This is a genomic window from Arenimonas sp., assembly GCF_035721105.1.
Taxonomy (GTDB): domain Bacteria; phylum Pseudomonadota; class Gammaproteobacteria; order Xanthomonadales; family Xanthomonadaceae; genus Arenimonas.
In genome coordinates this window covers 15910-35305 of record NZ_DASTNG010000084.1, presented here as the reverse complement: position 1 = coordinate 35305, position 19396 = coordinate 15910, and the positions used below count along the sequence as shown (strand labels likewise).

Sequence of the window (19396 nt, the reverse complement as noted above, 5' to 3'; positions counted from 1 at the left end):
GACCTTCCAGGCCGCCAGGAAGTCCTCCTGCAGGCGGGCCGGCCAGCTCACCGACTCGAGCAGGCGGATGCCGCGCACCGCCGCCACCAGGCGCGCGTCCAGCACGGCGTGGTGTTCCAGCGATCGGGCGGCGGCGCTCATCGGCGGCCCAGCTTGTCCTTGGTGCGGCGGTGCTTGTTCTTGAGCGCCAGCGCCTCCTCGGCGCGGCGCGCGGCCTGGGTGACCGCGGCCGCCTCGGCCTCGTCGCGCAGCTTGACGAAGTTGAGGTAGCGCGATTCGTCCAGGCTGCCGTCCTCGATGGCGGCACGCACCGCGCAGCCGGGCTCGTTGCCGTGCACGCAGTCGCGGAAGCGGCAGCCGGCGCCCAGCGCCTCGATGTCGTCGAAGGCGTCGACGATGTCTTCCTCGCCGCTGAGCTTGACCTCGCGCATGCCCGGCGTGTCGATCAGGCAGCCGCCCTGCGGCAGCGGCGTCAGCACGCGGAAGGTGGTGGTGTGGCGGCCGCGCGAGTCGTTGCCGCGGACCGTGTTGGTCTTCATCTTCTCGCGGCCCAGCAGCGTGTTGGTCAGCGTCGACTTGCCGGCACCGGAGCTGCCCACCAGCACCACGGTCTGGCCCGGGCCGAGGTAGGGATGCAGGGCGGCGACGCTGGCGGGGTCCTTGGCGTTGATGGCGTGGATCGGCACGCCCGACTGCTCCACCTCCATCAGCAGGTCGATGCAGTCCTCGACGATCTCGCACTCGTCGGCCTTGGTCAGCACCAGCACCGGGTCGGCGCCGCTGGCGCGGATGACCACGAGGTAGCGCTCGATGCGGCGCGGGTTGAAGTCCTGGTCCAGCCCGACCACCACCAGCACGTGGTCGACGTTGGCGGCGATCAGCTGCTGGCGGTGGTGTTCGCCGGCGGCGCCGCGCTTGAGCAGGGCGTGGCGCGGCAGCAGCGCCAGGATGTTCTTGCCGGCCTCGTCCAGGGTGACCCAGTCGCCGACCGCGGCGCGCTGGTCGGGCGGGCAGCGCGGCCGGGTCCAGGGCAGCGGCGGCTGCACCTTGAGCACCTCGTCGGCGCGGGTGGCGACGTCGTAGGCGCTGCGGTGCTGGCCGACCACGCGGGCCAGGCGGGCCCCGGGGGCGGCGGCGAGGGCCTCGCGGCGGGCGGCGTCATCGGGCCAGCCGATGGGGCGCAGGAGGTCGAGGGCTTCGGGGGTGGGCTGCATTGCCGGGGATGATAGCGCTACCTTGCACACATCCCGGTCACCGCCCGGCCGGCAGGATCACGCCATGGAACGTTTCGGTACCGCTGTGCTCGTCCTCGCCGCCCTGGGTTTCCTCGGGTTCGGCATCGCCATCGTGGCCGCCCCGGAGGCGGTGTTGGCGCCGGTCGGGATCAGCGGCACCGCGGCCGGCCTGGTGGAGCTGCGCGCCTTCTACGGCGGGCTGGAGCTGGGTCTGGCCGCGTTCCTGTTCGCCTGCGCGGCGCGGCCCGCGTGGCGGGCGCCCGGCCTGCTGGCCGTGGCCCTGTCGAATGGCGGCATCGCCGCCGCCCGCCTGCTCGGCATCGCGCTGACCGGCGAATTCACGACCTTCTTCGCGTTCGCCCTGGTCTGGGAGATCGGGTTCACGCTGGCGGCGCTGGTCGCCCTCCGCGGCCGGAGCCGCTGAAACCGCGTCAAGATTCCGTTAATCTCGGCCCAGATCCCCGGTCCGAGCCCGCTGCACCATGCCCCACACGCCCCTGCCGACCCGCGAAAGCCTGCGCGAGGTCCGTTACGACATCCGCGGCGAGCTGTCCCGCCGCGCCCGCGAACTCGAGGGCCAGGGCCGGCAGCTGATCCGCCTGAACATCGGCAACCCCGGCGCCTTCGGCTTCCGGGCGCCCGAGCACCTGCAGGCCGCGCTGGCCGCCCACGTCGACCAGTCCGACCCCTACACGCACCAGCAGGGCCTGCCCCTGGCCCGCGAGGCGCTGGCCGCGCTGCACCGCGAGCGCGGCACCCCCAACGCCAGCGCCGAGCGCATCTTCATCGGCAACGGCGTCAGCGAGCTGATCGACATTTCGCTGCGGGCCCTGCTCAACCCCGGCGACGAAGTGCTGCTGCCCTCGCCCGACTACCCGCTGTGGAGCGCGGCCACCATCCTCAACCAGGGCCGGCCGGTGTATTACCGCTGCGCCCCGGGAAACGGCTTCCTGCCCGATCCGGACGAGATCGAGAAGCTGGTGACGCCGCGCACCCGCGCGCTCGTGGTCATCAACCCCAACAACCCCACCGGCGCCAGCTACCCGCGCGCGCTGCTGGAAAAACTGGTCGCGATCGCGGCGAAGCACAAGCTGCTGCTGATGGCCGACGAGATCTACGACGGCATCCTGTACGACCAGGCCACGTTCACGCCGCTGGCGCCGCTGGCCGGCGACGTGCCCTGCCTGAGCTTCGGCGGCCTGTCGAAGGTGTGGCGCGCCTGCGGCTGGCGCGTGGGCTGGGCGGTGCTGTCGGGCGACCCGGTGACGGTGGGCGACTACCACCACGCCATGGACCTGCTCAGTGCGCTGCGCCTTTGCGCGAACGTGCCCGCGCAGTACGCGGTGCCGGCGGCGCTGGCCGGCCCGGAAACCATCCTGGCGCTCACCTCCCCCGGCGGCCGCCTGCACGAATCGCGGCGCGCCGTGGTCGAGTGCTGCGCGGCCAGCGAGCACCTGTCGCTGGTGGCGCCGGCCGGCGCGCTGTACGCCTTCCCGGAAGTGATCGGCGACGCCGCGCTCGACTTCGACGACCAGGCCTTCGCGCTGGAGCTGCTGGAAACCGAGGACGTGCTGGTGGTGCCGGGCAGCGGCTTCAACGTGCCGGGGTCGCGCCATTTCCGCGTGACCCTGCTGCCCGAGGCCGGGCTGATGCGGGAAGTGTTCGCGCGCATCGACCGGGCCCTGGCCCGGCACGCCGCCCGGGCCCGCGCGCGCCACGTGGCCTGAGCCGCGATGCCCGGCTCCCTGCCCTACCTGGCGCTGGGCGACTCCTACACCATCGGCGAGTCGGTGGCCGAGGCCGGGCGCTGGCCCTGCCAGCTGGCCGCCGCCCTGCGCGCACGGGGCGTCGCGCTGAGCGACCCGCGCATCATCGCCACCACCGGCTGGACCACCGACGAACTGTGGGCGGCGATGGACGCGGCCGAACCGCTGGGCCGGCATGAGCTGGTGTCTCTGTTGATCGGGGTGAACAACCAGTACCGCGGCGGGAACCTGGGCGAGTACCGCGTCGAGTTCGCCGACCTGCTCGATCGCGCCATCGCCCTGGCCGGCGACCGCCCCGGCCGCGTGCTGGTGCTGTCGATCCCGGACTGGGGCGTCACGCCCTTCGGCCAGGCCAGCGGCCGCGACCCGGCGGTGATCGCGCGGCAGCTGGACGACTTCAACGCCGCCGCCGCCGATGAGTGCGCGGCCCGGGGCGTCGCCTTCGTCGACATCACCCCGGTCAGCCGCGAACGCGGCGCCGAGCCGGGCATGGTGGCCGAGGACGGACTGCATCCTTCCACCGCGATGTATGCCGAGTGGACCCGCCTGGCCCTGCCTGTGGCTGCGCGCTTGCTGGGCTGAGGCCGTGGGTGGCAGGTGCGGCGGTTTTCCTTTTGACGCGGATCAGAGCGGATGAACGCGGATAAAAGCGGATAGATCATTAGTTGAAAGCAGGGCGGCAGTCGGGCGATGCCCGGCGTCACGCCAAGCAGCCGCCCGATGCCCGCGCCCCACGAAAAAGAATCCGCTTTTATCCGCGTTCATCCGCTCTGATCCGCGTCAAAAAGCCCTTGCCACGGCCACGACGCCAACCCCTGGACCCCGGACCCCAAGCCCCCCGGCGTTCATGCGACAGGGGTAAAATGCGGCATTCCCCGTTGGAGCCGGCCATGTCCCTGTCCCCCGAAACCCGCGCGCGCATCGAGTCGATCCTCGCGGCGAACCACGTCGTGCTCTTCATGAAGGGCGAACCGCGCGCCCCGCAGTGCGGGTTTTCGGCCAAGGCCGTCGGCATCCTCGGCGGCCTGCTGCCGTCCTTTGGCCACGTCGACGTGCTGGCCGACCCGGAGATCCGCGAAGGCATCAAGGCCTACGGCCAGTGGCCGACCATCCCCCAGCTCTATGTCGGCGGCGAGCTGCTGGGCGGCAGCGACATCATCGAGCAGATGCTCAACAGCGGCGAGCTGCACGAAGCCCTGGGCCTGCCGGCCCCCGACCGGACCCCGCCGGCGATCGAGGTCAGCCCGGCCGCGGCCGAGGCCATCGGCCGCGCCATGGACGGCGCCGATCCCGGCACCGTGCTGCACCTGTCGGTCGACCCCCGTTTCAACGCCCGCTTCGAACTCAAGCCCGCCTCCGGCCAGGAGATCGTGGCCGAGGCCGCGGGCCTGCGCATCCACCTGGACCTGGCCAGCGTGCCCCGCGCCAACGGCCTGCGCATCGACTGGGTCGAGGACCCGCGCGGTGCCGGCCTGGCCATCCACAACCCGAACGCGCCGCCCCCCGTGAAGGCGATGTCGGTGCAGCAGCTGCACGACCACGTCATCGCCGGCACCCTGGACGTGATCGACGTGCGCCCGGCCCACGCCCGCGCCATCGCCCCCTTCCCGCACCCGCACGAGGTGCTGGACGAGGACAGCCGCGAGCGCCTGGAGGCCCTGCCCAAGGACCTGCCCATCGCCTTCCTCTGCCACCACGGCCAGTCCAGCCGGCAGGCGGCCGAGTACTTCCGCGGCCTGGGCTTCCACGACCTCTACAACGTCGAGGGCGGCATCGACGCCTGGTCGGCCGAGATCGACCCCTCTGTACCGCGATACTGAACACGTTAGTAAAGCTAACGTACGCCCCGTGGCGTCCATAGAGCAATTACGCTAATTTACGGCCATCTGAAGGCCCACCCGGCCCAGGGCGCGCAAATCCGGGTCCGGCCTCGACCGAGGAGAGGATGGATGCGTAACTGGATGGTGGTGCCGATCTCACTGGCGCTGGTCGCCTGCGGCGGCGAAGGCGGCACGGCGGGGACGCCGAACGACCTCGCGGCCGAGGCCTGCAAGCTGGCCGCGGAATCGCGCCTCGAAGGCAAACTCTACGAGCTCGATGTCGCCGCCCTCGGGGCCAGCATGCGCGACGCGCCCAACGGCGAGAAATTCCTGACCGCGCCGATCGTGATCGAGCCCGGCCTGACCTCGGAAGTGAAGCAGATCGTCGAGTGCACCGTCCGCTTCAGCGACGGCAAGCCCTCGCCCGACGTGGTCGGCTTCGTCTTCAACTGGTAACCCGCCCGACCGCTCCATGTAGGAGCGCCTTCAGGCGCGAATCTTTTCGCCAAAAAGCTTCGCGCCTGAAGGCGCTCCTACAGAAGCGCTTCGCGGCTTGGGGCGGTGCTGCGGTGTTTATTCGTCGAAGCGCAGGTGCTTGACCGACTTGCCGTGGCGGCGGATCAGGCGCAGTGCCTCGATGCCGATCTGGATGTGGCGCTCGACGAAGTGTTCGGTGACCACGCGGTCGGAGGCTTCGGTCTTCACGCCTTCCGGGATCATCGGCTGGTCCGAGACCAGCAGCAGCGCGCCGGCCGGGATCGAGTTGGCGAAGCCGGCCGAGAAGATGGTCGCGGTTTCCATGTCGATGGCCATGCAGCGCAGCTTGCGCAGGTATTCCTTGAAGGCCTCGTCGTGCTCCCAGACGCGGCGGTTGGTGGTGAACACCGTGCCGGTCCAGTAGTCGTGCTCGAGGTCGCGGATCATGGTCGAGACCGCGCGCTGGAGCGCGAAGGCCGGCAGCGCCGGCACTTCCGGCGGCAGGTAGTCGTTGCTGGTGCCTTCGCCGCGGATGGCCGCGATCGGCAGCACCAGGTCGCCCAGCTGGTTCTTGCGCTTGAGGCCGCCGCACTTGCCCAGGAACAGCACCGCCTTGGGGCTGATGGCCGACAGCAGGTCCATCACGGTGGCGGCGTTGGCGCTGCCCATGCCGAAGTTGATCATGGTGATGCCGTCGGCGGTGGCGCTGGGCATGGGCCGGTCGGCGCCGACGATCGGGGCCCCGGTGAGGCGGGCGAAGGTGTTGAGGTATCCGCCGAAGTTGGTCAGCAGGACGTGCTCGCCGAAGTCGGCCAGGGGTACGCCGGTATAGCGGGGCAGCCAGTTGCTTACGATTTCACTCTTGTCTTTCACTAGTCGTTGTCCTTGTTGTTGTTTTTCTACGCCTTGCCGGGCCATTCTGCCACGCGGTCCTTGAACCGTGACCGGATGGGCTTGGCAAGCGCCGGGCCCGACGGCTAGGGTGGCCGAATCCTTGGGGGAGACCATGATGTCGATCAGAACGAAGGCCAGCCTGCTGGCCGCTGCGCTGCTTGCTTTGCCCATGCTGTCGGCCGCCGCCGACCCGCCCTACGCCAGCACCTACCAGCCGGTCGCCTCGGGCCCGGTGCTGATCCGCAACGCCACCGTGCTGACCGGCGACGGCCAGCGCCTGGAAGGCGCCGACGTGCTGATGCGCGACGGGCGCATCGCCGCCGTCGGTCCCGGCCTGGACGCCTCCGGCGCCACCGTGGTCGACGCCAGCGGCAAGTGGGTCACGCCCGGCATCATCGACGTGCACTCGCACCTGGGCGTGTACCCCAGCCCGGGCGCCGCCGCGCATTCCGACGGCAACGAGATGAGCACGCCGGTGACCGCCCAGGTCTGGGCCGAGCACGCGGTGTGGCCGCAGGACCCCGGCTTCCCGACCGCGCTGGCCGGCGGCGTGACCTCGATGATGGTGCTGCCCGGCTCGGGCAACCTGATCGGCGGCCGCGGCGTGGTGCTCAAGAACGTGCCCGCCACCACCATGCAGCAGATGAAGTTCCCGGGCGCGCCGCACAGCCTGAAGATGGCCTGCGGCGAGAACCCCAAGCGCTACTACGGCGGCCGCGGCCAGTCGCCGATGACCCGCATGGGCAACATGGCCGGCTACCGCGCCGCCTTCATCGAAGCGCAGAAGTACCGCGCCGCCTGGGACAAGTACGAAGCCGCCAACGGCGAACAGGGCCGCGGCAAGTCCAAGGGCAACGGCGCCGAGAAGCCGACCCAGGACCTGCGCCTGGAAACCCTGGCCGGCGTGCTGCGCGGCGACATCACCCTGCAGATCCACTGCTACCGCGCCGATGAAATGGCGCTGATGATGGACCTGGCCAAGGAGTTCGGCTTCAAGATCTCGGCCTTCCACCACGGCGTCGAGGCCTACAAGCTGGCCGATGAACTGGCCGAGCAGGGCATCTGCGGCGCGCTGTGGGCCGACTGGTGGGGCTTCAAGATGGAGGCCTACGACGGCATCCAGGAGAACATCGCCCTGGTCGATCGCCCGAAGAACAGCTGCGCCGTGGTGCACTCCGATTCCGCCGAAGGCATCCAGCGCCTGAACCAGGAGGCCGCCAAGGTGATGGTGCGCGGCGAGCGCATCGGCCTGAAGCTGCCGCCCGAACACGCCATCCGCTGGCTCACCACCAATGCCGCGCGCGCCATCGGCATCGCCGACCAGACCGGCCTGCTGGCCGAGGGCAAGATGGCCGACGTGGTGGTGTGGAACGGCAACCCGTTCAGCGTCTACGCCAAGGCCGAGCGCGTCTACGTCGACGGCGCCCTGCTCTACGACCGCGCCGACCCGTCGAGGCAGCCGGTCTCCGACTTCATGCTGGGCCAGGAGGTGTCGCCGTGAAGCGCCTGCTCGTTACCCTCGTCCTCGCCGTCGCCCTGCCGGCGGCCGCCCAGGACCTGCTGATCCGCGACGCCACCGTGCACACGGCCGGCAGCCGCGGCACCCTCAAGAACACCGACGTGCTGGTGCAGGGCGGCGTGGTCCGCCAGGTCGGCCCCGGCCTGGTCGCCCCGGCCGGCGTCACCGTGGTCGAAGCCAAGGGCCGGCCGCTGACGCCGGGCCTGTTCGGCGGCCTCACCGGGCTGGGCATCGAGGAAGTGTCGGGTGAGTCGGCCACGGTCGACCACACCCTGGCGATGTCGGCGACGCCGAATTCCCACGAACACACCTGGCGCCCGGAGTTCGACGTCGACGTCGCCTTCAATCCGAACTCGGTCGCGATTGGCGTGAACCGGGTCGAGGGCATCACCTTCACCGTGCTCTCGCCCAGCAGCACGATGGGCGGCAGCTTCGTCGCCGGCCAGGGCAGCGCGGTGCTGCTCGACGGCCGCTACGACGCGGTACTGCCCGGCAGCCGCAGCCTGTTCGTGAACCTGGGCGGCGGCGCCTCGCCGCTTTCGGGCGGCAGCCGCGCCGGCCAGTGGATGCTGCTCGAGCAGGCGATCGCCGAAGCCCGCGCCGGCGCCGCGACCGGCGACGACGGCCTGCTGACCCGCGCCGGCCGCACGTCGCTGGCGCGCTACCTGGCCGGCGGCCGGGTGGTGTTCCAGGTCGACCGCGCCGCCGACATCCGCCAGGTGCTGGCCTTCGCCCGCAAGCACGGCCTCAAGCCGGTGATCGTGGGCGGCGCCGAGGCCTGGATGGTGGCCGACGACCTGAAGGCGGCCAACGCACCCGTCCTGCTCGACGCGCTGGCCAACCTGCCGTCGACCTTCGACGCGCTGGGCTCGACCCTCGAGAACGCCGCGCGCCTGCATCGCGCCGGCGTCGCGGTCGGCTTCACCCAGTCCGGCGATGCCACCCACAACGCCCGCAAGGTGCGCCAGCTGGCCGGCGTCGCCGTCGCCAACGGCCTGCCCTGGGAAGCCGGCCTGGCCGCGCTGACCGCGGTGCCGGCCCAGGTGTTCGGCGTCTCGGCCCAGCGCGGCCGGATCGAACCGGGCCAGGTCGCCGACCTGGTGCTGTGGTCGGGCGATCCGCTGGAGGTGAACACCGTCGCCGAGCAGGTCTGGTTCGACGGCCGCGCGGCCAGCATGCGCTCGCGCCAGACCGAGCTGCGCGACCGTTACCTGCAGGCCCCGGGCACGCTGCCGCGCGCCTACTCCGGCCGCTGATCCGCGCGTTTCCCTGCGCCCTCCCCGGGACCCCGGGGAGGGCGTAGTCTTTTGGGGCGGGCACGGCGGGGAGCCGGGCCGGCGTCCATCCACACGGGGAGACGTGCGATGCCTGAGTTCAATGTCTGGGCGGTTCTGGTGGCCGCGTTGTCGGGGTTCGTGCTCGGCGGGCTCTGGTATTCGCCGGTGCTGTTCGGCAAGGCCTGGCAGCGCGAGACCGGGCTGAGCGACGAGGTGCTGGCCAGGGGAAACATGGCCCTGATCTTCGGCACCGCCTTCGTGCTGTGCGTCATCGCCAGCCTGGTGTTCGCGATGTTCCTGGGGCCGCGGCCGAGCCTGGCGCTGGGCCTGGGCGCGGGCTTCTCGGCGGGCCTGTGCTGGGTCTCGGCCAGCTTCGGCATCAACTACCTGTTCGAGCGCAAGTCGCTGAAGCTCTTCCTGATCAACGGCGGCTACCACACGCTGCAGTTCACCCTGATCGGGCTGGTCCTGGCGCTGTGGCCGGACGCGCGGGCCGGCTGATGGCGACGCACTGGTACTTCGACTTCATCTCGCCCTTCGCCTACCTGGCGTGGCCGCGGGTGCGCGCGCTGGCCGCGCGGCATGACATCGCGCTGCGGCCGATCATGTTCGCCGGCCTGCTGGGCCACCACGGCCACAAAGGCCCGGCCGAGATCGCCCCCAAGCGCACCTTCACCTATCGCCACGTGCTGTGGCAGGCCAAGCAGCGCGGCGTGCCGCTGGCCTTCCCGCCGACGCATCCCTTCAATCCGCTGCTGGCGCTGCGGCTGTGCGTGGCGGCTGGCACCACGCCGGAAGCGATCACCGCGATCTTCGACTGGATCTGGGCACAGGGCCGCGCGGCCGATGACCCCGAAGCCATCGCCCCGCTTGCGGCCGCCCTGGGCGTCGACGACGCCTCGGCGCTGTCCTCGCCCGCGGTGAAAGAGACGCTGCGCGCCAACTACGACGCGGCGCTGGCCGAAGGCGTGTTCGGCGTGCCCACCCTGGTGATCGACGGCGAGGTGTTCTGGGGCGATGACGCCATGGACTTCGCCGAAGCGTTCCTGGCCGACCCGGGGCTGCTGTCGACGCCGGAAATGCAGGCCGCCGCGGACTGGCCAGTGGGCATCCGCCGCGCGTAGCCCCGCGGCCGGCGACGCATCGCCTCGGCGTCCGGCGGACGACAGCCTTCCCCGCGCCCCTCAGTTCGGGCCGAGGCTGCCTTCGGACGCCACCACCATGTTGCGGCCGGAATCCTTGGCGACATACATCGCCCGGTCGGCGCGGTCGACCAGCGCGTCCAGCGGCTCGGCTTCGCCCAGGTATTCGGCGACGCCGATGCTGACCGTGAGCTCGACCACTTCCTCGCCGACCACCTGGCAGTGCTGCTGCACGGCCATGCGGATGCGCTCGCCGACGGCGATGGCGTTGACCCGGCGCGCGCCGGGCAGGGCCACCGCGAACTCCTCGCCGCCCATCCGGCCCAGGATGTCGCCACCGCGCAGCTCGGCCGCCACGGTCGACGCCACCGCCTTGAGGCAGTCGTCGCCGACGTTGTGGCCCAGGCTGTCGTTGATCAGCTTGAACAGGTCGATGTCGAAGAACAGCACCGACAGCGGCCGCGACGGCTGCGCCTCGCGGGTGTCGGAGGCCAGCTGCTCCAGCCGGCCGCGCCAGGCGCCGCGGTTGAGCACGCCGGTCAGTGCATCGCGTTCGGAGCTTTGCTGCACGCGCTTGGCTTCGGCGCGGGCGTGGTCGCGCTCCTCCAGCAGGCGGCGCATGCGGCCCAGCAGTTCGCGCACCAGCAGCAGGCCCCAGGCCACCAGCGGCAACGCCAGCGCCAGGCCCAGCAGCGGCCAGCGACCCGCCAGCCACGCGCCGAGCCCCAGCACGACCAGGCTGGTGCTGGCGAACGGCAGCCAGGCGGCGCGCGGGATCATGCGTTCGCTGAGGATGCGCCAGGCCAGGGCCAGCGCGGCCACCAGCGCCAGCGAGAAACCGAGCGCGAACCACAGCGCGGTCACCGGTCCCTGCGCGGGCGCGGCCCACGCCGGGCCGGCCGCCATCGCCAGCAAAAGCGACGGGAGCGAGAGACGGGCGATCCGAGGGCGGGGGGCATTCCTCATGCCCCTACTCTCCTGCACCCGGCGCCGCGAAACAAGCGACTGTTTCTCTTGGGGTTTGGATATAGCGACCCGGCGCACGGTTTCACCTGGCCATGACCTTCGGCCTAGAGTCGCCGGGGGTGCATCGCCTAGCATCGGCAGGTCCCCTTCCCGGAGTTGCCCATGTCGTCCCGTCCGCTCGCGCTTGCCGTCCTGATCAGCCTCAGCCTCGGCACCGCCGCGGTCCATGCCGCGGAAGCCAAATGGGACGTCAACGCCGCCCATGCCAAGGGCAAGGTGGTGAGCTTCAGCACCGACGAAGGCACCTGGCTCGACCTCGACGTCAGCCCCGACGGCCGCCGCATCGTGTTCTCGATGCTGGGCGACCTCTACACGCTGCCGATCGCCGGCGGCCAGGCGCAGCGCATCACGCGCGGCGCCGCGTGGGACATCCAGCCGCGGTTCTCGCCCGACGGCACTGAAATCGCCTACACCTCCGACCGCGGCGGCGGCAACAACCTCTGGCGCATGAAGGCCGACGGCAGCGGCGCGGTGCAGGTGAGCAAGGAGGACTACCGCCTGCTCAACGCGCCGGCCTGGACGCCGGACGGCCAGTACCTGGTCGGCCGCAAGCACTTCACCTCGCAGCGCTCGCTGGGTGCGGGCGAGCTGTGGATGTACCACCGCGACGGCGGCGCCGGCCTGCAGCTGACCAAGCGCAAGAACGACCAGCAGGACCAGGGCGAGCCGGTGTTCTCGCCCGACGGCCGCTACCTGTATTTCTCCGAGGACATGAGCCCGGGCGGCGGCTTCGACTACAACCGCAACGTGCACGACATGATCTACGCGATCCGCCGCCTGGACCGCGAGACCGGCGAGATCGAGAGCGTCGTGTCCAGCGCCGGCGGCGCGGTGCGGCCGCAGCCGTCGCCGGACGGCAAGTCGCTGGCCTTCGTCAAGCGCGTGCGCGACAAGTCGGTGCTGCACCTGCTGGACCTGGCCTCGGGCGAAGTGCGCGCGGTCTGGGACGGCCTCTCGCACGACCAGCAGGAAGCCTGGGCGATCTTCGGCCCCTACCCCAACTTCGACTGGCTGCCGGACTCGAAGTCGGTGGTGATCTGGGGCCAGGGCAAGTTCTGGAACGTCGACATCGCCAGCGGCGAGGCGAAGAACGTGCCGTTCACGGCCGAGGTCTCGCAGACCGTGCTGCCGGCGCTGCGCGCCGACCAGTCCGCCGCCTTCGACGGCGACAGCTTCGCGCCGCGCATGATCCGCGACGTCGCCACCAGCCCGGACGGCCGCACGATGGTCTTCCACGCGGTCGGCCAGCTCTGGACCAAGGCGCTGCCGGGCGGCGCGCCCAAGCGCCTGACCCAGGACGCGGCGAACTTCGAGTACCAGCCGGCCTTCAGCCCCGACGGCCGCAAGCTGCTCTACACGGCCTGGTCGGATGAAAAGATGGGCGCCATCCGCGAACTCGACCTGGCCACCGGCCAGTCGCGCACGCTCACCACCGAGCCCGGCTTCTACTACGGCCCGCGCTACTCGCGCGACGGCAGCCGCATCGTCTACTCGCGCCAGGGCGGCGGCGGGCTCACCGGCAGCCTGTGGAGCGGCACCCGCGGCGTGTTCGTGATGCCCGCGGCCGGCGGCGACGCCGTGCAGGTCGCGAAGAACGGCGCCGACCCGCAGTTCTCCGCGGACGGCAAGCGCGTGTACTTCCTCACCGGCGGCGGGCTCGAGAAGAAGCTGATGAGCGCCGGCCTCAACGGCGAGCAGCCGCGCGAAGTCTTCAACCTCAAGTACGTCGACCACGTGGCGATCAGCCCGGACGGCAAGTCGGTGGCCTTCACCGAGCTGTTCAACGGCTACGTGGCGCCGCTGCCGATGACCGGCGGCGCGATCGAGCTGAGCAAGGACACCAAGGCCATCCCGGTGACGGCGCTGGGTACCGACATGGGCAGCTACCTGCACTGGGGCGCCGATTCGAAGTCGCTGCACTGGATGGTGGGCGAGCGCTACCACAGCCGCACGCTGGGCGAAGCCAAGGCCGACGCCGGCGTGGCGGTGGGCCTGCGCCTGCCGACCGACCGGCCGGCCGACACCTTCGCGCTGGTGGGCGGGCGCGTGGTGACCATGCGCAGCGCCAACGACACCCAGGAAGTGATCGAGGACGGCGTGGTCGTGGTCCGCGGCGAGCGCATCGTGGCGGTCGGCAAGCGCGGCGACGTGGCCATCCCGGCCGGCGCGCGCGAGATCGACGTGGCCGGCAAGACCGTGTTCCCGGGCGTGGTCGACGTCCACGCGCACGCGGCGCACTTCGGCCAGGGCGTGGTGCCGCAGCAGAACTGGGCCTACTACGCCAACCTCGCCTTCGGCATCACCACCATGCATGACCCGTCGGCGACCACCGAGTTCGTATTCTCGCAGTCCGAGCTGGTCAAGGCCGGGCGCATGGTCGGCCCGCGCGTGTTCTCGACCGGCACGATCCTGTACGGCGCCGACGGCGACTTCAAGGCGGTGGTGAACTCGATCGACGACGCCCGCGGCCACCTGCGCCGCATGCAGGCGAACGGGGCGTTTTCGGTCAAGTCCTACAACCAGCCCCGGCGCGAGCAGCGCCAGCAGATCAACCAGGCGGCGCGCGAGCTGGGCATGCTGGTGGTGGAGGAAGGCGGTTCGACCTTCCACCACAACATGACCATGATCCTCGACGGCGTCACCGGCGTGGAGCACAACATCCCGGTCGCGCCGCTGTACCGGGACGTCACCGAGCTGTGGCGCAACACCCAGGTCGGCAACACCCCGACCCTGGTGGTGAACTACGGCGGCCTCAACGCCGAGCGCTACTGGTACGCCCGCGACAACGTCTGGGAGAACGAGCGCCTGCTGCGGTTCTTCCCGAAGAACTCGCTCAACGGCCAGACCATCCGCCGCGAAACCGCGCCGGACTGGGACTACTACCACGTCGAAGTCGCCAAGGCCGCGAAGAAGCTGCGTGACAACGGCACCCCGATCCTGGTCGGCGGCCACGGCCAGCTGCAGGGCATGGCGACGCACTGGGAGATCTGGTCGCTGACCCAGGGCGGCTTCTCGAACTGGGAGGCGCTGCGCGCGGCCACCATCGACGGCGCCGGCTACCTGGGCCTGTCGAAGGAAATCGGCTCGCTCGAGGCCGGCAAGCGCGCCGACCTGGTGGTGGTGGACGGCAACCCGCTCGAGGACATCCGCCGGAGCGACGACACCGCGATGGTGATGGTCAACGGTCGCCTGTTCAACGCCGCCGACATGTCCGAGATCGGCGGCCTGCAGCGCCCGGCCCCGACCTTCTTCTGGCAGCGCCACGGCAACGGCGTGCAGATGGGCGTCGAGTACGGCCCCACCGCCCCCTGCCACTGCCCGAAGTCCGGCACCCAGCACGCCCACTAACCGCCGGCCCCGAAAAGCGGGGTCAGAGTACATTAGCGTTTGAAACGCTAATGTACTCTGACCCCTTTTTCTTGGAGTACGCCATGGCCAGCCGATTCATGATCCGCCTGTCCGATCCCGCCCTCGCCCGGGGCGATGAGCCCGGCCTGTCGTTCCAGTCGTCGGGGGCCGAGGGTTTCGCCGGTGAGCTGGAGGCGGCCCTGCGCACCCCGGCGCTGTTCGAACGCTGGAAAGGCATGCAGGACGAGCCCGACGACGTCGAGGACGCGCTGGGCGTGGTGGATCCGGACGCCCGCGTCACCGGCCAGCAGCGAGACCTCAAGATCGAGCTCGAGGCACGCACGTCCCTGCCCGGCAGCGTCTTCCGCCACCGCATGCGGCTGCTCGCCGGCAGCCATTGGGAGCTGGTGGACGTGCGCGCCGGCTAAGTCGGGACGACCGACCGCGCCGCCCGGCGGAATGCACGATAATGGCGCCCTGTCCCGGGAGGCGCCATGCACTTTTTTGGAATCGGCATCCACATCCTGGTCGCGGTGTTCTTCGCGATCCACGCCGTGCGCACGAACCAGCCGCTGTACTGGCTGCTGATCCTGTTCCTGTTCCCGCTGCTGGGCAGCATCGTCTACGGCGTCGCCATCTGGCTGCCCGAGATCCGCCAGCACCGCGGCGTGCGCCGGGCCGGCAGCGCGGTGCGCCGCATCCTCGACCCGGCCCGCGAGCTGCGCGAGGCCAACGAGGCCATCGCCCGCTCGCCCAGCGTGGGCAACCAGCTCCGCCTCGCCGATGCCCTGCTCGACGCCGGCCGGCCCGCCGAAGCCGTGCCGCACTACCGATTGGCGCTGCAGGGCCTTTACGCCCGCGACCCCGACATCCAGGCGCGCCTGGCCCGGGCGCTGGTCGACAGCAGCCAGCCGAAGGAGGCCCGCGAACTGCTGGATCGCCTGATCGCCGACAACCCCGACTTCCGCTCGCCCAGCGCCCACCTCACCTACGCCCGCGCCGTGGCCGACTGCGACGACCGCGCGCGCGCCCACGAAGAGTTCGGCGTGCTGGTCGAGTACTACCCGGGGCTGGAAGCCCGCGCCCGCTACGCCACGCTGCTGCACGAATGGGGCGAAACCGCGCGCGCCCAGCAGCTGGCCGCCGACACCCTGCGCGACGCCAGGCAGCTGCCGGCCCACACCCGCGAGAACGAGCGCCAGTGGCTGGCCCTGCTGCAGAAGGCCGACCGCGCCGGCTGAGGCCCGCGCGCGGCCCGGCCCGCGCCGGGGCCGCGCAACTCAACCGGTGTTCTGCACGCCCGCGGCGATGCCGTTCACCGTCGTCACCAGCGCATGGAACAGCGCGTCCTCGGGCCGCCCCGCCCCGCGCCAGTGCGCCAGCAGGTCCACCTGCAGCAGGCTGATCGGATCCACGTAGGGATTGCGCAGGCGGATCGACTGGCGCAGGCGGAAGTCGTTCGCCAGCAGCTGGTCGGTGCCCTTGAGCGCGAGGATGGTGTCGCGGGTCCGCGCGAACTCGGCGGCGATGCCCGGGAAGAAGGCATCGTGGGCGTCGCCGGCCAGGCGCGAGTAGCGCTCGAAGATGCCGAGGTCGGATTTCGCCAGCACCATCTCGACGTCGTCGACCAGGGTGGCGAAGAAGGGCCAGTCGCGCGCCATTTCCGCCACCGCGTCGCGGCCGTGTTTTTCCACCGCCTGCGACAGGCCGCTGCCCACGCCCAGCCAGGCGGTCAGGCCGCAGCGGTTCTGCGACCAGGCGAACACCCAGGGAATGGCGCGCAGCGACGACACGCCGCCGGCGTTGCCGCGCTTGCTGGGACGCGAGCCGATGCGCAGGCGCTCGATCACGTCGATCGGCGTGGCGGCGCGGAAGTAGTCCACGAAGCCGGGCGTCTCGTACACGAGCCCGCGATAGTGCGCGCGCGCCGCGGCCGCGGCCTCCGCCGCCATCGCCCGCCAGGCCGCTTCGCGCGGCTCGGGTGCGCGCGGCCGCAGGCTGGCGCGCAGCACGGCGCCGCTCATCTGCTCGAGGTTGCGCAGCGCGATGGCGCGGATGCCGTACTTGCGATGGATCACCTCGCCCTGCTCGGTGAGGCGCAGGCTGCCGTCGACCGAGCCGCGCGGGGCGGCGATGACCGCGCGCTCGGTCTTGCCGCCGCCGCGCGACAGCGAGCCGCCGCGGCCGTGGAAGAAGGCGATGCGCACCCCGGCCTCGGCCGCCAGCGCGGTCAGCTGCACCTGGGTCTGCTGCAGCGCCCAGCGCGAGGCGACCAGGCCGCCGTCCTTGGCGCTGTCGGAATAGCCCAGCATCACCACCTGGCGCTCGCCGCGGGCGTGCAGGTGCGCGCGGTAGACCGGATCGGCGAACAGCGAGCGCAGCGTGTCGGCCGCCGCCTGCAGGTCGTCCACGGTCTCGAACAGCGGCGCGACGTCGAGCGGCACCGCGCCGTCGTCGCCCACGCAGCCGGCGATGCGGGCCAGCGCCAGCACCGCCAGCGCATCGGCGGCGCTGCGGCTCATGCTGATGATGTAGGGACCGAAGGCGCGGGTGCCGTAGCGCGGCAGGGCATCGGCGACGGTGCGGAAGACGTCGAGCACGCGGGTGGAAACGGCGTCGCCCGTCGGGGCGCTCGGGCCTGAAGGCCCTCCTACCGTTGCTCCCTGCAGGAGGGCCTTCAGGCCCGAACCGCCGACGCCGATCATTTGGCGCAACCGCGCCGCCCGATCCTCCCACGCCCGCTCGGGCCACCCGTCATCACCGAGCAGCTCGGCCAGCGCCAGGTCGTGCTGCGTGGATTCCTGCCGCAGGTCGAGCGTGGCGAGGTGGAAGCCAAAGGCCTCGGCGCGGCGACGCAGGCGCCGCACGGCGAAGCCGCCGGCGTGTTCACCGCGATGCGCGGCCAGGCTGGCCTCCATCAGGCGCAGGTCGTCGAGGAAGCCGCTGGCGTCGTCGTAGCCCTCGCGCTTGTCCTGGGCCGTGGCCGCCAGCCGCGCCGACACCAGCGCCGCGAAGCGTCGGTAGGGCATGTCGGCATGGCGCGCCTTGATCTTCTCGGCGGCCTTGGGGAAGCGGCGCGCGTACTCGTCGCCCCGCCGCACCAGCGCCGGCGCCACGTCGACCCGGCCGGCGGACTGGCTGAGCAGCTCCCCCAGCCGCGCCAGGTCGCGCCGGTAATTGGCCAGCACCAGCGCGCGCTGCCCCGACAGCGTGGCTTCGATGGTGGCGGCGCCGACGTTGGGATTGCCGTCCATGTCGCCGCCGACCCAGGAGCCGAAGCCCAGCAGCGGCGGCAGCGGCGGCGCGTCGTCGCCGTACACGGCCTGCAGCGCGTCCTCGAACACTTCGTGGAAGACCGGCAGCACCCGGTACAGCACGTCGGACAGATAGAAGGCGACGTGCTCGAACTCGTCGGCGACGCTCGGCTTCTCGGGCGGCGTCTCGTCGGTCTGCCAGCTGGCGGTGAGCGCCAGGCGCATGCGCTCGAGGTCGGCGCGGCGCTCCTGCGGCGTGAGGTTGCGGTCGATGTCCTCGACCAGGCAGCGCACGACTTCGCTTTCCTTCTCCAGCAGCGCCCGGCGCACGGCCTCGGTCGGGTGCGCGGTGAACACCGGCTCGACCCGCATCCGTCCGACCAGCGCCGACAGCGTGGCGGCGTCGACACCCTCGGCCTTGAGCTGGCGCAGCGACGCCTCGAGGCCGCCCGGCTGCGGCGACGCGCCCTGGCGCTGGTAGTCGCGGCGGCGGCGGATGCGGTGCACGCGCTCGGCCAGGTTCACGGCCTGGAAATAGGCGGCGAAGGCGCGCACCAGCAGCTCGGCGCGATCCAGCGGCAGCGCCTGCAGCCGGTCGGACAAGGCTTCGATCGGTGCCCCGGCCTCGCGCCGGCGGATGGCGGCGACGCGCAGGGCCTCGACTTCGGCCAGGAACTCCGGCGAGACCTGTTCGGCCAGGATTTCGCCGACCAGGGCGCCGAGGCGCTTGACGTCCTCGCGCAGCAGGACGTCGGTGGGCGGCAGGTCGATGTCGCGGAGGGATTCGCTGTCGGCGCTGTTGCTGTTCATCCCCAAAGCCTACCAGCCGCGCCTTGCCTCTGTAGGAGCGCCTTCAGGCGCGAAGCTTTTCGCCGCAGGGCTTCGGGCCTGAAGGCCCTCCTACAGGGGGAGGTTCAGGCGCCGCAGCACTTCTTGTACTTCTTGCCGCTGCCGCAGGGGCAGGGATCGTTGCGCTCGGGGGTGGCGGCGCGGCGCACGGGCTCGCGCGGGGTCAGGGACTCGATGCGGTGCACGTGCAGGTCGTGCAGCATGTCGGGCAGGCCGGCGTGGATCTCCAGGCGCTCGCTGTAGGGCAGCGGGGTCGGGGCGCCGCCCTCGGTTTCCGGCGGATAGCTGCCGACGGCCAGGGCCTCGACGTAGCCTTCGACTTCGCCGATCCAGTCGTCCTTGGCGATCCATTCGTCCCAGGCCGCCGAGCGCAGCTCCATGCCGTCGAGGAAGCCGCCGCCCCAAGCCGCGCCGATGTCGACGTCATCGCCGTGCTCCGCGTCCGGGTCCTCGGGCAGCCACCAGAACAGCGCGCCGTCCACGGTCATGTCGTCGGAGTTGAAGCGCACCCGGCGCGCCGCGGTGTTCCAGGCCAGCATCAGCAGCGCGCGGGCGGCGGCCTCGTCGGCCTCGCCTTCCCAGCGCGGCGGCGCCTTGCCCCAGACCCGCGGCAGCCATTCCTCGACCGGGACGACCTCGCCCGGGCTGACCACGAGCGCGCTCAGGTAACCATCGAGCTGCTCGAGGCCGTAGCCGCCGAAGGGCACGGCGCGCTGCTCGAGCAGACGGTCGAGTTCGTCGATGCGCGGGTCGTTGGCGCGGAACCAGTCGGCTTTCGGCGTGGACATG

Annotated in this window: 17 protein-coding genes; 12 read left to right on the top strand and 5 right to left on the bottom strand. The window is 71.4% G+C overall.

Translation table 11 applies throughout. The features are described 5' to 3' along the window. Nucleotides 1-137: 137 nt before the first annotated feature. Nucleotides 138-1214, bottom strand: a complete 1077-nt coding sequence (gene rsgA, locus VFQ84_RS13525; RefSeq protein WP_325132161.1) for a ribosome small subunit-dependent GTPase A — start codon at nucleotides 1212-1214, stop codon at nucleotides 138-140. Nucleotides 1215-1278: 64 nt separating this feature from the next. Here rsgA and VFQ84_RS13520 point away from each other — a divergent pair, with 64 nt between their 5' ends. The 5 genes from VFQ84_RS13520 to VFQ84_RS13500 all read left to right on the top strand — a co-directional run bounded on the left by VFQ84_RS13520 (nucleotide 1279) and on the right by VFQ84_RS13500 (nucleotide 5277). Beyond that, nucleotides 1279-1659: a DUF4345 family protein gene (locus VFQ84_RS13520; protein ID WP_325132160.1), complete on the top strand. Its 381-nt coding sequence runs from the start codon at nucleotides 1279-1281 to the stop codon at nucleotides 1657-1659. Between the two features lie 58 nt (nucleotides 1660-1717). Beyond that, nucleotides 1718-2962, top strand: a complete 1245-nt coding sequence (locus VFQ84_RS13515) for an aminotransferase class I/II-fold pyridoxal phosphate-dependent enzyme (protein ID WP_325132159.1) — start codon at nucleotides 1718-1720, stop codon at nucleotides 2960-2962. Nucleotides 2963-2968: 6 nt separating this feature from the next. After that, a complete protein-coding gene (locus VFQ84_RS13510; protein WP_325132158.1) occupies nucleotides 2969-3583 on the top strand; it encodes a GDSL-type esterase/lipase family protein in 615 nt (204 codons plus the stop codon). Nucleotides 3584-3891: 308 nt separating this feature from the next. Further along, the gene (grxD, locus tag VFQ84_RS13505; protein ID WP_325132157.1) at nucleotides 3892-4821 is read left to right on the top strand and encodes a Grx4 family monothiol glutaredoxin; all 930 of its coding nucleotides are present in this window, start codon (nucleotides 3892-3894) and stop codon (nucleotides 4819-4821) included. Nucleotides 4822-4950: 129 nt separating this feature from the next. Further along, nucleotides 4951-5277, top strand: a complete 327-nt coding sequence (locus tag VFQ84_RS13500; RefSeq protein ID WP_325132156.1) for a hypothetical protein — start codon at nucleotides 4951-4953, stop codon at nucleotides 5275-5277. A 117-nt stretch (nucleotides 5278-5394) separates the two neighbouring features. Here the strand turns inward: VFQ84_RS13500 and VFQ84_RS13495 are convergent, their stop codons facing one another. After that, nucleotides 5395-6171 carry an AMP nucleosidase gene (locus tag VFQ84_RS13495; protein ID WP_325132155.1) on the bottom strand — a complete coding sequence of 259 codons (777 nt, stop codon included), beginning with the start codon at nucleotides 6169-6171 and terminating at the stop codon, nucleotides 5395-5397. A 133-nt stretch (nucleotides 6172-6304) separates the two neighbouring features. On the opposite strand from VFQ84_RS13495, the gene VFQ84_RS13490 reads away from it, so the two are divergent. From VFQ84_RS13490 to VFQ84_RS13475, 4 genes are all read left to right on the top strand, one after another. Next, on the top strand, nucleotides 6305-7693 hold the full coding sequence (locus VFQ84_RS13490; RefSeq protein ID WP_325132154.1) for an amidohydrolase: 1389 nt from the start codon (nucleotides 6305-6307) through the stop codon (nucleotides 7691-7693). Continuing rightward, the gene (locus VFQ84_RS13485; RefSeq protein WP_325132153.1) at nucleotides 7690-8967 is read left to right on the top strand and encodes an amidohydrolase family protein; all 1278 of its coding nucleotides are present in this window, start codon (nucleotides 7690-7692) and stop codon (nucleotides 8965-8967) included. Before VFQ84_RS13490 ends, VFQ84_RS13485 begins: the two co-directional genes overlap by 4 nt. A gap of 108 nt (nucleotides 8968-9075) precedes the next feature. Beyond that, a complete protein-coding gene (locus tag VFQ84_RS13480; protein ID WP_325132152.1) occupies nucleotides 9076-9489 on the top strand; it encodes a DUF1761 domain-containing protein in 414 nt (137 codons plus the stop codon). Next, entirely contained in the window at nucleotides 9489-10112 is a 624-nt protein-coding gene (locus VFQ84_RS13475; protein ID WP_325132151.1) for a 2-hydroxychromene-2-carboxylate isomerase, read from the top strand. The genes VFQ84_RS13480 and VFQ84_RS13475 overlap by 1 nt, the downstream gene beginning before the upstream one ends. A 60-nt stretch (nucleotides 10113-10172) precedes the next feature. Here VFQ84_RS13475 and VFQ84_RS13470 read toward each other — a convergent pair whose 3' ends face one another. Further along, nucleotides 10173-11096, bottom strand: a complete 924-nt coding sequence (locus VFQ84_RS13470; RefSeq protein WP_325132150.1) for a GGDEF domain-containing protein — start codon at nucleotides 11094-11096, stop codon at nucleotides 10173-10175. Between the two features lie 162 nt (nucleotides 11097-11258). Here VFQ84_RS13470 and VFQ84_RS13465 point away from each other — a divergent pair, with 162 nt between their 5' ends. The 3 genes from VFQ84_RS13465 (at nucleotide 11259) to VFQ84_RS13455 (ending at nucleotide 15745) form a co-directional block, all read left to right on the top strand. Beyond that, nucleotides 11259-14504: an amidohydrolase family protein gene (locus VFQ84_RS13465; RefSeq protein WP_325132149.1), complete on the top strand. Its 3246-nt coding sequence runs from the start codon at nucleotides 11259-11261 to the stop codon at nucleotides 14502-14504. An 83-nt stretch (nucleotides 14505-14587) separates the two neighbouring features. After that, nucleotides 14588-14932 carry a hypothetical protein gene (locus VFQ84_RS13460; protein ID WP_325132148.1) on the top strand — a complete coding sequence of 115 codons (345 nt, stop codon included), beginning with the start codon at nucleotides 14588-14590 and terminating at the stop codon, nucleotides 14930-14932. A gap of 66 nt (nucleotides 14933-14998) precedes the next feature. Then, nucleotides 14999-15745: a tetratricopeptide repeat protein gene (locus tag VFQ84_RS13455; RefSeq protein ID WP_325132147.1), complete on the top strand. Its 747-nt coding sequence runs from the start codon at nucleotides 14999-15001 to the stop codon at nucleotides 15743-15745. A 39-nt stretch (nucleotides 15746-15784) separates the two neighbouring features. On the opposite strand, the gene ppc is transcribed toward VFQ84_RS13455, so the two are convergent. Together ppc and VFQ84_RS13445 are read right to left on the bottom strand one after the other, a co-directional pair. Continuing rightward, the gene (gene ppc, locus VFQ84_RS13450; protein WP_325132146.1) at nucleotides 15785-18568 is read right to left on the bottom strand and encodes a phosphoenolpyruvate carboxylase; all 2784 of its coding nucleotides are present in this window, start codon (nucleotides 18566-18568) and stop codon (nucleotides 15785-15787) included. A 104-nt stretch (nucleotides 18569-18672) separates the two neighbouring features. After that, a complete protein-coding gene (locus VFQ84_RS13445; protein WP_325132145.1) occupies nucleotides 18673-19395 on the bottom strand; it encodes a UPF0149 family protein in 723 nt (240 codons plus the stop codon). Between the last annotated feature and the right edge of the window lies 1 nt (nucleotide 19396).